Here is a 13,070-nt window from a genome sequence, read left to right as displayed (position 1 = left end):
AGAGGAATTAACGATGCAGGAAGAAAGACAGCTGCCTCAGCAGGTGGCCACAGAAACCGCAGATAGCATAAATGACGGCGCCCGCGTGACAGCGGCTGCGCGACTGATGCGTAGCCGCGGCATACGACTGGCGGCGTTCACCATGCTGGTCATCGCGCTCAGCGCCGGCGTCAGCGCGCTGGTTGCTAAGGCCGTACAGCCCGATTACGTGGTGTTTGACATGAAAGGCACCATCGACACGTTCCGGCAGCAGACGGCGCAGCAGCCGGTGGAAAAGGGGGCGCTGGAAACGCTGACGAAGCGTTTCGGTGCCGCGCTGGACGCCAGCCTGTCTGACTGGCAGACCGCGCACGGCGGCGTCATTCTGGTGAAGGGCGCGGTGGTTGCCGGCGTCACCGATATTACTCCGGTCATTCAGGCCGATATTGCCCGGCAGATGCAGGGGGCGCCATGAGGCAACTCGCCACAGCGGTTGTTCTGCTCGCTGCAGTGGTTGCACAGCCCGTGCAGGCGAAAGAACTCGGCACCATCGGCCACCTGTTCCCGATTGCCGAGCCGGACCTGCTGACCTTTATCGGTCAGCGTCTTAAGGGCATGGAGGACAGCGGCGAGATGGACCGGCTGCAGCGTGAGGCAGAGGCACGGGTGAAAGCCCATGCCGTTCGTCCGGCACCGGTGGCCGGGCTGACGCCGGCGAAATCGGATCGCGCGTTCCTGTATGACCCGACATTTACGGTGCGGGAAACCATCCGCGACATGCGCGGCAACGTCATCGCGCGGGCGGGCGATAAGGTTAATCCGCTGGATAAGGTCGCCTTCAGCGAAACGCTGTACTTCGTGGACGGTGACAATCCGCAGCAGATGGCGTGGCTGAAGCAGCAGCTCGCGGGGCTGCAGAACTTTAAGGTAATCCTGGTGAAAGGCAACGTGCATGACAGCAGCATCGCGCTGGATGAGCCAGTGTACTTCGACCAGTACGGCACGCTAACAACAAAATTCGGCTTTGAGCATACGCCAGTGCGCATCACGCGCGCGGACAGGATGCTCAGGGTAGAGGAGGTGGCACTGAAATGAGTGATAACACGCCGTATGATCTTGTGCAGAGACTGATAAATGACTGGCAATATTCTGCGTCGTCATCCGAGGCCGCACCTGTTCAGCTGCACGCTGAGCCGGTGATGCAACCGGTATGGACTGATCCTGTTCCGCCTGCCTGTCGTGCCGAAATCACACTGGCACCCGAGAGCATCAGCGCGTTTACATCAGGCCTGCCGGCTGTGGGTGGATTCATCGTTCTGATAGCGATGGCCATCGTCCTTGTCCGTATAGGAAGGAGAATGAATCCTGAGCGGCCGGACACGATGCGCGTGGCCTTTGTCTCATCATCTCCGGCACCGTTTGGCAGTCGCGAGATGGCAAAACTGGCAGCTGATGAGGCGAACAGCCACTACTGGAAGTGCATGCTGGAAGCATTTTGCGGCGCGCTGGAGGCGGAAGGCTTTGCGCTTCGCACCGAGCCGCGGGCAAAGGTTCCGCTGCCTTATGCAGTCCGGGCCCGGGTAGGTGTGGCCATCGTAAAGGCGCGGTCCCGCTATCTGAACCCGCGCCAGAGTGACGAAGCTGCAGAGGCGATGCTGCGCGATGCCGAACAGGATGACTACACCGGCGGCTGGACCGATTGCTGTCTGCGGGGAGCGGAGGCCGCCGGCTGGTACATTGTCAGGCGCGACCACGGTCCTGAGTCGACAGAATAACGACACGCGGGATGCAGTGGCTCGGTGCCGTGGCTCACAGCGGCTGGTCTATAATTCTGCGCGTGAATAACCACTTTAAGGGACACAGGCAATGAGAACGTTGACGTTAGGATTTCTGCTGCTGGCTGCCGGCCATGCCACAGCCGCTTCGTCATTTACGCAGGCCTGGCCGTCATGCGACATAAAAGCTCAGCATGACGCGAAGGGCGAAACCGGCGGAAGCATCAGAGACCCGCTTCAGGCGCACATTTCGGTACGCATTAACGTGCTGCAGGCCGATATCGGTAATGCCCGCAAAGCGCGTCACCTGACGGAAGCGCAGTCAGAGCAGCTGTGGCAACAGGCCGGCCGCGTCAGAAAAGATGCTGACGGCTATGTAAAGCAGCAGGGTTTTCTGAGTGCGGCCGAGCGTGCCAGCTATGACCGTGAGCTCGACACTATCGCCGGCAGACTGTGCCGCGCGGTGAAATAAATCCTCCCCGGGTGGCTGCGGCCACCTGAATGTCTTTTCTGCCCGCAGTGCGCAGGCTGTTCGTTCCTCGCGCTGCTGCGGTACGCCTCAGCCTGCCCCCCGCAGGCAGGCCCGTTTAACGTCTGACCCCGGCAGTTTCGCTGCCGTCTTTACGGAATCTCACCCTATGACACACCCTGCTGAAATATCGGCTCAGCCGGTCGTGCGCGATCGCTGGGGCGGCTGGACGCATCCTGATTTTTTCGTGCCCGCTGACGGCAATGAATATCCGCAACCCGGCGAGTTTGAGGCCTGGCTTACCGCACATAACCTGGCGGCCGCCTTCACCTGGATGGAAAACGACGCGCCTGACTGGATGATGCAGGCCTTCCGAAAAACCGGTGACTGCAGCCGCTGGGAGCCGTCCGGGCCATCGGGCGAAGGCTGGTTTACCGGCAGCATTCACGACACGGATGACGGCCCGGTATGCGTCTGGCTCCGCAGTAAAACAGAGGTCAGAGGCTCATGAAACGTTTACTCCTCATAATGTGCCTGCTCACGGCAGGGATCATGGCGAAGCCTGTCATGGCAGCGACCAGCAACGCCGGCGACGGGCGCTGGGTAAACCCCATCAGCGACGTCTGCTGGAAGTGCCTGTTCCCGATGTCGCTGGGCAGTATCCAGCTCGCATCAGGTGCACATCCGGATACCCCGAACCCTGCCTCGCCGATTCAGATGTGTCCGTACGGTATTTTCTACCGGCTGGGTCTGGCCATTGGCTTCTGGGAGCCGCTGGCGCTGACGGATGTGACGCGCGAACCCGGCGTCATGGTGAACATGGGTGGCTTTAAAATTAACCTCGGTCGCACCGGTGCCGGACGCGGCGGGCAGAGCGACTCACCCACTCCCGGCAGCTTCTATCACGTTCACTGGTACAAATACCCGCTGATTTACTGGCTCAACATCATCACCAGTACGGGCTGCATGCAGACCGGCGACATGGACATCGCCTATCTGTCCGAGGTTGACCCGCTGTGGAACGACAGCACGCTGGCCATGATCCTGAACCCGGAAGTGGCACTGTTCAATAACCTGCTGGCGCAGGGCGCCTGTGCGGCGGACTCGATTGCCTCCACGGCGGGCGTGCCGCTGGACCCGCTGTTCTGGTGCGCCGGCGCACAGGGTTCGATGTATCCGTTTACCGGCTTCACCAGTAATGAGTTTTCGCCGCTGGAGGCCTCGCTGCTGGTCAGTGAGCGCATGGCCTTCAAGCTGCACCGGGAGGGACTGGTGATGGAGACGGTCGGGGCGGACGTGGCTGTGTGCTACCAGTATCCGTCCCCAATCATTCCGAAATCACGCTGGCGTTATCAGATGGTGAATATGTACCCCGAACCTAATGACTGCCACCCGTTCGGCACCACGACCCAGCTCTGGGGCTCGGTACACAACTCACCGGCGACGAAAAAGAACTTCGGCTACCTCATGTGGCGAAAGCGTAACTGCGTTTATCTGTAAGGACTCACCATGAAACAACCTCTGATTACGGCGCTGCTTGCGGGCGCCGCGCTTCTTTGCGCAGAAATGGCGAATGCCGCAGAGCAGCCGGTCGTGTCAGGTAATGACATGGCGTACATGAAGCAGCAGCAGCGCGACCTGGAGCTGTTCAAAAGCCAGCTGAAGGGTATGAACATTACGCTGCCGGATGCGCAGCAGGAACGGGTGTCGCAGCTGCAGAACGAAATTGCCGCCTCGCAGGCGGATCAGAACAGCGCCGCCCGTCCCGCACCGCGGGCTGTGTATTTCGTGAGCCTGGGTATCCCGGAGGAGGGGCTGTTGCCGATGCTTGCGGACGCCCGCCGCTTCGGCATACCGGCCACGCTGCGCGGCCTGCTGAACAACGACTTCCGTCAGACGGCTGAGACGATGTTTGAACTGTCTAAAAAAGATAAGCAGGCCGGGGTGCAGATCGACCCGACCCTGTATGAGAAATACAACATCAGGGCCGTGCCGGCGCTCGTCGTTACCTGTGGCAGTCAGTCGGACGTCATCTACGGCAGCCTGCCGGTTAAGGAGGCGCTCGAAGAGGTTAAGCAGCGCGGTGACTGTGGCAGTACGGCCGCGCAGCTGCTGCAGGATGCGGAGGGTACGAAATGAAGCGTGCCCTGCTGCTTTCTTTATGTCTTATGGCGTCCGGCGCATTCGCTGATGCGACGAGTGACGCTTACAACGCGGGTGCGGGATATGCCGGCTCAAATAAGGGGCAGGGCACCGCTGCGGCGAAGGGGACCGACCCGGCGTCAGTGATCCCCGGCTACACCGCCAGTCCTCCGCAGGGGGGGTATTACGGCGGCGTCCAGGGCGGGGACGGCGGGATAAAGGATAAGGGACAGACCCAGATCGGAAGTAATGAAGCGGGGCAGGCGGTCACGGACTCTTCAACGAAGAATCCGGCCGTGACCATTGACCCGAACGCCGACTTTATCCAGAACGGCAAGAATGCAGAAGCCAACAGCGGCTCTATCGTGGACGGTACCAACAGCCAGTGCACTACAAAGGTTGTCTCAAAGTCAGTATTCGAAAACTTCACCTGCGACAGGGACGTGGCGCAGGTTCAGACCTGTGCCCGCACCGGTAGTGTTATCGTCACGGGCTCAAGCCACACGGAGACCCGGACGATGAACATGCTGCTCAAAAATGCACGCCGCTCGGGCAAACAGGTACTGGTGGATTTCACGTTTCCGGAAACGGCCACGCTCGTCAGCGGCACCACGCAGCTGGTTTATACGCCGGCCCCGTCCTACAACTCGGGGGTCAATTACGTTACCTCGATTCTGAACAATAACGTTACGCTCCGCTACGGTAAGACGGGAGCCGACAGCCTGGGTATTGCGGGGCTGCAGGTTAACGCGGGTCAGGTTTACTCTGCAGTCATTACCCCTGATGGTTCACGTCTCGATGCCACTATCAATACGCTCATTAAATACATTAATGACGGCACGACTCTGTTTCATCTCGACGTAACGTTTAACGTAACCGTGTCGGACAAAAAGGCCGACACGACCTGGTCCGAAAGCTGCAGCTTTGACAAATCACAGGCGACCGCCAGTACCGGCAGCGTCTGCACCGACCCGGGCGGCTCCCGATCTGTTACCTCCGACGGCCAGACCTATACCCAGACGCAGGGCTGCTGGCAGTACCAGGACAGCTACATCGTGCCGGTAAACTCCACCGGTAACTGCGCTCAACTGATGTCTGACCGGAACTGCACCATTGCCGGCCGCGGCTGTACCGAGGCGGAAGGCGGAACGTGCATGCATGAGCAGGATACTTACCAGTGCCAGACCACCTACAGCTCGCAGGGCCTGCTGTGCGGCGGAGAATACCTCTGTCAGAGCGGCGACTGCAACGGTACCGACGGTGCCGGCGACAGCGGCTTTGATACCGCAGTGGCCAAACTTGCCGGTCTTGCCTCCGCCGGCGATGACGTCAAGAACGGCGATCAGATAGATATAAAGGCCTTTACCGGACAGGCACTCTACTGCCGCAAGGCGATGGCCGGCTTCTCAAACTGCTGCGTTGATACCGGCTGGGGGAACAGTTCGGGGCTGGCCAACTGCAACAGTGACGAAATGGCCATCGGTAAAGCGAAGGCTAAAAAGGTCACCGTTCTGGTCGGCGAAGCCTGCAACAGGGCCGTGCTGGGGGTGTGCGTGCAGAAGAAGCAGGCCTACTGCGTGTTTGGCGGCAAGCTCGCCCGCATTATCCAGGAGCAGGGGCGCCGCGATCAGCTGCACGTCAGCTTTGGCAGCGGTGACTCACCGAACTGTCGCGGCATCACGGTTCCTGAACTGCAGGCCATTAACTTTGATCTGATTAACTTCCAGGACTTCTACAGCGACCTGATGGCCAACCAGAAAATCCCTGACTCAGCGACGATGATCAAGCAGGCAAAAGACCGCATAGCTGCACAGGTCAATGCGCAGACAGGAGGTAAATAATGAAGCGACTGCTGATTAGCCTGATGATGGTTATGTGCGGCGGACAGGCGGTGGCGGACGATGCGCCGGCTGCTGACGCGGTGGTAACGCCGGCCGACCCGTTTACCGGCTGGCACTGGTACAACGAGCCGAAGAAAAAGCCGGACCCGCCGGCACCTAAAGCGCAGCCTGCGCCGCAGGTGCCGGACTTCAGCAGGCTGTCACCGTCAGAGCAGGCGGACGTACTTAAAGCGTACACAAAGGAGGCGCTGAACAACGCCATCCTCCATCCGTCTGCAGAGCATACCGCCACGTTCCTGCGCTGGCAGAAGTTCTGGACCGACCGGGCCTCGATGTTCAGCCAGTCCTTTGCCGTGGCGCAGCTCGACCATCCGGATCTCGACTACAACCTTGACCATCCGCACTACAACAGTACCGCGCCGCTGCAGCAGGCGCGGGACCAGCAGGAGCAGACGCAGGCCATCAGCCAGCTTTCTGGTCAGTACGGGCTGTTCTACTTCTACCGCGGCGGTGACCCGATTGATGCACAGATGGCCGGCGTGGTGGCGGACTTTGCCCGCCTGCGCCACATCTCCCTGATACCGGTCAGCGTGGATGGCACGGTGTCGCCGCAGGTGCCCGACAGCCGGCCGGACGCCGGTCAGAGCGCGCGCATGGGGATCAGCCATTATCCGGCGCTGTTCCTGGTTGACCCGAAGTCGAAAAGTTTCCGTCCGCTCGCCTACGGCTTTATGACGCAGGACGACCTAGCGAAGCGCTTTCTCAATGTGGCCACAGGCTTTAAACCTAACTTCTGAGGACCTGATTATGCTGACACTCTCACCTGTCTGGCACGGGCGGCTGCGTGCTACGAACCGGGCAGGTAACTTTCTGCTGCAGACGCTGGTTATCCATCCGGCGCTGCTGTTTTTTCTGCTGTTCCTGCTCAGTGCACACGGTCCGGGAGGCGGCGGACAGTGGCTGCTGAATGAGGCCGAAAAGCTGGTGCGCGACGCCCCGGCGGGACAGGTATGGGGCTGCGTATCGCAGGCCATGCCCGTGGAGACCTGGCCGCCGGTTCCTGACACATCACGGGATAAGGCCGCACCGGTCATTAGTGATATCAGGCCTGCCCCCCCGCCTGCCATGTGCGTAAAGGCGGCGGTGAGCCGCGATGCGTGGGCTGCACAGACTAATGACACGCTGCTGTTCCTCTATAAGGCTGGCGTGGTGCTTTCCGTCATATCGGGCCTGGCCGTGAGGCATTTCCGCCGCCGGGTAAATGGAGAAAACGTATGAACAGACTTCCCCTCATTATTACGCTGTTTATGACGGGCATCATTTTTAACTGCCTGCGCCAGCTGCTGGCATGGTCAGCCAGCTTCACGTACGACGTGCTTGCCGGCGTCTCGGTAGCCTGTCTGGTTCTGGTTGCGCTGGGCCTCATCGTGGAGCTGATTGCCTGGCGAAGGTCGCGCGGCGGCCGGGGAGGTCATCATGAGGCTTAACGTGCTGCTGACGGTACTGCTGACGCTGCCGGTATTCGCACAGGCGTCGGTGGCCTCGGACATTGCTGCGCTGGAGCAGGCGAAGGGGCAGCGCGGTGCGCAGCTGCCGGATTTCGGACTGCCCGGAACGCGCCCGGTGCGTGCGGCTTCTGTAAAGCCGCCCAGAATGATGACCCTGACCGACGGACGTCAGGTCAACCTGAACGACTATGCGGTGGTGGTTTTTATGCAGCGCGGCTGTCAGTACAGCGCGAAGTTCGACCCGCTGCTGAAGTCCTGGGCTGATGCGGAAGGGATAAAGGTATACCCCTATACGCTTGACGGCTACGGGGATACGGCGTTTCCCGTTGCGCTTATCCCGCGTAAGGCGGGACCGAATGAGCCGATTGCCGGTGAGATCCTGACCTTCTTCGGCAACGGGCTGCCCATCGCCACGCCGACGACCTTTATGGTTAACGTGAACACCAACGTGGCCTACCCGCTGTTTCAGGGGGAGACGGACATGGGAACCATGAGCCAGCGACTGGCGCAGATGATCGAAGCCGATATCGATAACCTCCCGCCGGACACGCTGGGTCCGGTCCCGAGCAGTGCCTCACTGACCCCGCAGTAATACGGGCGGCTGTGCCGCCGACGGAATACCCATGACTGAAAAAACGTTAACGCTCTCCCGACTGGAGACGGCGCTGCTGCTTGTCTGTGCCTCGCTGCTGGCCGCAGCCGCCCTGTATGCCTGGCTCGCCTGCGAAATTGCCGGCCGTATAAATGGCATGACTTACGGTTCTGACGCGCTGGTGCTCAGCGGTCTGCAGCTATACCCGCTGCTGTTCCTGTTTTCCCTTGCCGGAGGCTTCGGCTGCGGCGTGCTGGTCAGCATCACCCTGCGCCGGTACGGATTTATGAATGAACGGAGTTTTCAATGACAGAACGTACACACTTGCAGACGGGGAAAACATCATGAATCTGCGTCAGTTCCTAACAGGCGCTCTGGCTGCGCTTACCCTGAGTGCGCCGGCCTTTGCCGACGTGCAGGGCGACCTGAACGGCTACTTTGGCAGCCTTGGCTTTGACGGCAACGTCTCAAAGGCGCAGGCATGGCAGGGTCAGGCAGCAGGCTATGTTACCGGCGGCTCCATCTATCTGCGTAACCCGGTCAAACAGGTGCAGCTCATCTCGATGCAGGTACCGTCACTCAATGCCGGCTGCGGCGGCATTGACTCCTATCTGGGCGCTTTTTCCTACATCAACGGTGCCGAACTGCAGCGATTCGTTAAGCAGATCATGAGTAATGCGGCGGGTTACGCCTTTGACCTGGCACTGCAGACGATGGTGCCGGAGCTCAAGCAGGCCAAAGACTTTCTGCAGAAGCTCGCCTCGGACGTGAACTCCGCCAACATGAGCTCCTGTCAGGCAGCACAGGGCATCATCGGAGGCCTGTGGCCGGTGTCTCAGGTATCGAACCAGAAAATCTGTCAGGACATTGCGGGTGAAAGCAACATTTTCTCCGACTGGGCGGCGTCGCGTCAGGGCTGCACCGTGGGCGGTCAGGGTGACAGCGTCACCGGCCGGGCGTCCGATACAATGAAGGACCAGGTGCTGAAAAACAAAAACCTCATCTGGGACGCGCTGGGCCGCAACCACCTGTTCGACGGTAACCGCCAGCTGAAGGAACTGGTGATGAGCGTGGTGGGCTCCATCATCTTCAATAAAGCCGGACAAGTCACCGTCCTGACGCCGCTGGTTGATAACCGCGACATCATTACCGTGCTGATGCGCGGCGGCACCGCGAAGATGTACGGCTGTGATGAGCAGGACCTGTGCCTCGGGCCGACGGTGGCCAGCGTCACGGTCAGCAGCGACGTGGCGCTGGTGACTCAGGTCCGCAACCTGATGATTTCCATCGACAGCAAGCTCACGGCCGATACCGGCCTGTCGGACAGAGAGAAGGGCTTCATCAACACCACTTCGGTGCCGGTGCTGAAATACCTGACCAACTCCCGCAGCATGGGCATGAGCCCGACCTACCTGATACAGGTCGCCGATTTTATCGCGCAGGACATGATGATCCAGTACCTGCAGGAGCTGGTAAAGCAGGCAAGCCAGTCACTGGCCGGTAAAAACTTCCCTGAGCAGGCGGCCGGCGAGCTGCGTAACAACGTACTGGCCGCAACCTCGCTGCTGGCACAGATGAAGCTGCAGAGTACAGCCGATCAGAACGCGCTGGACGGCATCGATCGCAACATGCAGTACCTGCAGCAGCAGGTATCCACCATTATCTCGACGTCCTATCAGGGCAACTATCAGTGGGGAACGGGCAATGACTGAGGTCTGGACCATTTACGGCGGTGACATGTGGCGTCAGGTGTTTAACGGCGTCGTCACCGTCATCGGCAGCGACACCTATGACACATTAAAACGTATCGCCGGGCTTTTTGGCGTGCTGGGCGTGATCTTCAGCTTCATCAAATCGCGCAACCCGATGGTGTTTGCCAGCTGGCTGGCCATCTTTTTTGTCATTACGTCAGTACTGCTCGTTCCGAAGCGCAGCGTGCAGATACTTGATGTCACCGATCCGGCGGCAGTTTATCAGGTCGATAACGTGCCGGCCGGCCTGGCCTTCATCGCGGGCCTGACCACGTCCGTGCAGTTCGGCGTGGCGCGGCTTTATGAGTACAGCTTCTCGCGCCCGGACTCGCTGACCTATACGAAGTCCGGCATGCTGTTTGGTTCGCAGATTGTGGCGCAGACCACGGACTTCCGGTCACAGAACCCGCAGCTGGCAGGCATGCTTACCGACTACGTGGAAAACTGCGTGGTGGGGGATATCCTGCTGAATAACAAGTACACCGTGTCACAGCTGCTGAACAGCACCGATCCGCTGACGCTGATTACGAATAACCCGAGCCCGCTGCGCGGTCTGTATCAGGATACGGGCAGCGGCCGGCAGTTTATCACCTGCCAGCAGGCGGCTGCGGTCGTCAAAAACCTGATCGGGGCGGACGTGCGCATCGGCGGCACAACCTGGCATGCACTGGCCACGCGCGTGTTCGGCAGCCGCGTCAGCGGGGACACGCTGCTCGGCAACGCGATGGATGAGAGCTACAACTTCTTCTATGCAGGCGGCCTGAGCGCAGCGCAGATTATGCGTAATAACATCACCAATGCGGCCATCCGTGACGGCTGGAAAGGTTTTGCGGCACGCTCTTCCGATACGGCCAACCTGCTGAATCTGGCCACCGAGTCCAGTATGACCAAGCAGCGCATTAGCTGGGGAGCGGGCGGCGTGATAGCGTCGCGTACGCTGCCGATGTTCCAGTCGCTGATGATGCTGGTACTGATTGCGCTGTTCCCGCTGGTCATCGCGCTTGCGCTGGTGAATCACGACATCTTCGGGCTCAAAACGCTGAAGCTGTACGCCGGCGGTTTCGTTTACTTCACGATGTGGCCAGTAATGTTCGCCATCCTTAACTCGCTGGCCAACTTCTATCTGCAGACGAAGACCGGAGCTACGCCGCTGGTGCTGGCCAATCAGGATCAGGTCGCCCTGCAGCACTCAGACGCGGCCAACATCGCAGGCTATCTGAGCATGTCGATACCGGTGCTCGCCTTTTTCCTGACCAAAGGCGCGGCGTCGGTGGCCTCACAGGCCGTTGGCGGGGTAATGAGTTCGGCGGCGTTTGCGACCGGCGGACAGGCCTCCACGACGGCGGACGGCAACTGGTCGTTTAACAACATGTCGATGGATAACGTCAGCGCCAACAAGTTTGACACCAACATGCTGCGCCGCTCGGGGTCTCAGGGCTTCCAGACCGGCAATAACTCGATGATGACGCAGACGGCTGACGGACATACCGTAGTGGATACCAGTCAGGCGATATCAAACCTACCTGTCAGCATGCGGCTCAGCTCACTCGCCAGCAGCGGGTTCTCCGAGCAGGCACGGCAGGCGCAGCAGCAGGCGCAGAGTTCGCTTGATGGCTATAACCACAGCGTGACCAGCGGCTTCCAGCAGATGAACCAGCTGACGCAGCAGAGCGGTAACAGCGACAGCATGACGCAGGGCAGCGACAACAGTGTGGCAACGAATGTCTCTAAAGGTGCGAGCAAAATGCAGTCTGCAGTTGAGAACTATGCGAAGTCGCATAATGTCTCTGAGCAGCAGGCATATAACCAGCTGATGGACATCACTAATCAGGGTAGTGCAGGCACGGGTGTCAGGGGACAGGTTAAATTTGATACCGGTGATCAGTTGGGAGGTAAACTCGGCAAGTGGGCGACTGGCGTGAGCGCAGGAGGGGAAGCCAGTGTCAGTGCTGACCTTCGTCATACAACCGGCAGCTCACATGGAACGCAGGACAGCCACTCAGAGGGCCGTGATAGTCGCCGCGATCAGAGCAGTCAGGAGGCACGTGATTTCCGCGAAGGTATGGATATGGTGACATCAACCCGCCTGAGCGATTCGGGGAGTCATACTGATAATCAGTCCAGCTCTAACGCTCAGCAGTTTGCAGCGACTCTCAATGATGCGAAGAGTCAATACCATCAGTACACCGAGAGCAGCACGCGTAGTCAGGAGTTCAGCCGCATGGCCACTCTTTCACAGACGCAGAGCGCCAGCCTGGACGCCAACTACAATCAGGAGTTCGTGGACTGGACTACCGCGAAGTATGGCAGCGATGCGCAGAACATCCTTACAAACGTCAGAAGCGCTCAGGGCGCGGCCACCGAATTTATGCATGAACGGCTTGAACCTGAAATCATGAAGAACTATGGCGCACGGACTGACCAGGTTAATAGTGAGCCGCTGCAGCCGGCAAGCTCACTGGATACAGCAGGGATATCTGCAGACCGTGGAACCACGCTTCCCGTCGGAGCACAGACTTCCGGACAGGCCCTGTCGGGAAGCTCACCGGCTTACAGTCGTGGACCAGCTGAAGGTTCATCGCAGAATGCTGTGGCCACAAATGGTCAGGCAACTGAAGTCAGCAAGCGGCAGGGAGAGAGGAATCTCAATGTTCCGGCCGGTGCTCCTTCTCAGGAAATGAGAGAGGATTTCCGCAGCGGGTCAAAACGCGTGAGTGAGCAGGCCGCCAGCGCCGGCATTCAGAATAACGTCGCCAATCAGGTCGCAGCACAAAGATCTGGCCTTATGGAAACTATTAGAGAAAATGACGGTAAAATAGCTGAAAATAAAACCACTGTTCAGACGTCCAGTGATATACTTAAGCACGAACATGATTCTGCTAAAGGGAATTTTAAAGCGGGTCATAATAAAGAGTTAAATGAGCAGGGCCAGAAACCCAAAGATAATCTGGGCGATGACTTTGATAGAAAAATAGCGGAGCTTAGACGGCGTGCCGGATAAGTAAGGAGGCTG

At 59.4% G+C, this 13,070-nt stretch carries 15 protein-coding genes; all 15 read left to right on the top strand.

Translation table 11 applies throughout. The features are described 5' to 3' along the window. The first annotated feature begins 13 nt into the window (after positions 1–13). Entirely contained in the window at positions 14–454 is a 441-nt protein-coding gene (gene trbI, locus AC2LB6_RS17110) for a type-F conjugative transfer system protein TrbI (protein ID WP_490094380.1), read from the top strand. Continuing rightward, entirely contained in the window at positions 451–1,074 is a 624-nt protein-coding gene (gene traW / locus AC2LB6_RS17105; RefSeq protein WP_490094379.1) for a type-F conjugative transfer system protein TraW, read from the top strand. The genes trbI and traW overlap by 4 nt, the downstream gene beginning before the upstream one ends. Continuing rightward, a complete protein-coding gene (locus tag AC2LB6_RS17100) occupies positions 1,071–1,754 on the top strand; it encodes a hypothetical protein (RefSeq protein ID WP_490094378.1) in 684 nt (227 codons plus the stop codon). The genes traW and AC2LB6_RS17100 overlap by 4 nt, the downstream gene beginning before the upstream one ends. 91 nt (positions 1,755–1,845) lie before the next feature. Next, positions 1,846–2,226, top strand: coding sequence for a hypothetical protein (locus AC2LB6_RS17095; RefSeq protein WP_490094377.1), 381 nt, complete (start codon positions 1,846–1,848; stop codon positions 2,224–2,226). A gap of 166 nt (positions 2,227–2,392) precedes the next feature. Then, positions 2,393–2,734: a hypothetical protein gene (locus AC2LB6_RS17090; protein ID WP_490094376.1), complete on the top strand. Its 342-nt coding sequence runs from the start codon at positions 2,393–2,395 to the stop codon at positions 2,732–2,734. Next, positions 2,731–3,723, top strand: a complete 993-nt coding sequence (gene traU, locus AC2LB6_RS17085; protein WP_111535103.1) for a conjugal transfer pilus assembly protein TraU — start codon at positions 2,731–2,733, stop codon at positions 3,721–3,723. The genes AC2LB6_RS17090 and traU overlap by 4 nt, the downstream gene beginning before the upstream one ends. 9 nt (positions 3,724–3,732) lie before the next feature. Next, positions 3,733–4,362 carry a type-F conjugative transfer system pilin assembly protein TrbC gene (trbC, locus tag AC2LB6_RS17080; RefSeq protein WP_490094375.1) on the top strand — a complete coding sequence of 210 codons (630 nt, stop codon included), beginning with the start codon at positions 3,733–3,735 and terminating at the stop codon, positions 4,360–4,362. Beyond that, positions 4,359–6,206, top strand: a complete 1,848-nt coding sequence (gene traN / locus AC2LB6_RS17075) for a type-F conjugative transfer system mating-pair stabilization protein TraN (protein ID WP_490094374.1) — start codon at positions 4,359–4,361, stop codon at positions 6,204–6,206. The genes trbC and traN overlap by 4 nt, the downstream gene beginning before the upstream one ends. Further along, on the top strand, positions 6,206–7,003 hold the full coding sequence (traF, locus tag AC2LB6_RS17070) for a type-F conjugative transfer system pilin assembly protein TraF (protein ID WP_111535106.1): 798 nt from the start codon (positions 6,206–6,208) through the stop codon (positions 7,001–7,003). Before traN ends, traF begins: the two co-directional genes overlap by 1 nt. A gap of 10 nt (positions 7,004–7,013) precedes the next feature. After that, a complete protein-coding gene (locus tag AC2LB6_RS17065; RefSeq protein WP_490094373.1) occupies positions 7,014–7,484 on the top strand; it encodes a hypothetical protein in 471 nt (156 codons plus the stop codon). After that, on the top strand, positions 7,481–7,693 hold the full coding sequence (locus AC2LB6_RS17060; RefSeq protein WP_111535108.1) for a hypothetical protein: 213 nt from the start codon (positions 7,481–7,483) through the stop codon (positions 7,691–7,693). The genes AC2LB6_RS17065 and AC2LB6_RS17060 overlap by 4 nt, the downstream gene beginning before the upstream one ends. Next, on the top strand, positions 7,683–8,306 hold the full coding sequence (trbB, locus tag AC2LB6_RS17055; RefSeq protein WP_490094372.1) for an F-type conjugal transfer protein TrbB: 624 nt from the start codon (positions 7,683–7,685) through the stop codon (positions 8,304–8,306). The genes AC2LB6_RS17060 and trbB overlap by 11 nt, the downstream gene beginning before the upstream one ends. A 31-nt stretch (positions 8,307–8,337) precedes the next feature. After that, positions 8,338–8,616, top strand: a complete 279-nt coding sequence (locus AC2LB6_RS17050; RefSeq protein ID WP_490094371.1) for a hypothetical protein — start codon at positions 8,338–8,340, stop codon at positions 8,614–8,616. Between the two features lie 34 nt (positions 8,617–8,650). Beyond that, entirely contained in the window at positions 8,651–10,018 is a 1,368-nt protein-coding gene (gene traH / locus AC2LB6_RS17045) for a conjugal transfer pilus assembly protein TraH (RefSeq protein WP_111535111.1), read from the top strand. Next, positions 10,011–13,058 carry a conjugal transfer mating-pair stabilization protein TraG gene (gene traG, locus AC2LB6_RS17040; protein WP_490094370.1) on the top strand — a complete coding sequence of 1,016 codons (3,048 nt, stop codon included), beginning with the start codon at positions 10,011–10,013 and terminating at the stop codon, positions 13,056–13,058. The genes traH and traG overlap by 8 nt, the downstream gene beginning before the upstream one ends. Positions 13,059–13,070: the final 12 nt, after the last annotated feature.

Source organism: Pantoea sp. RCC30.1 (assembly GCF_058148845.1).
This window is presented reverse-complemented; position numbering and strand designations above follow the sequence as displayed.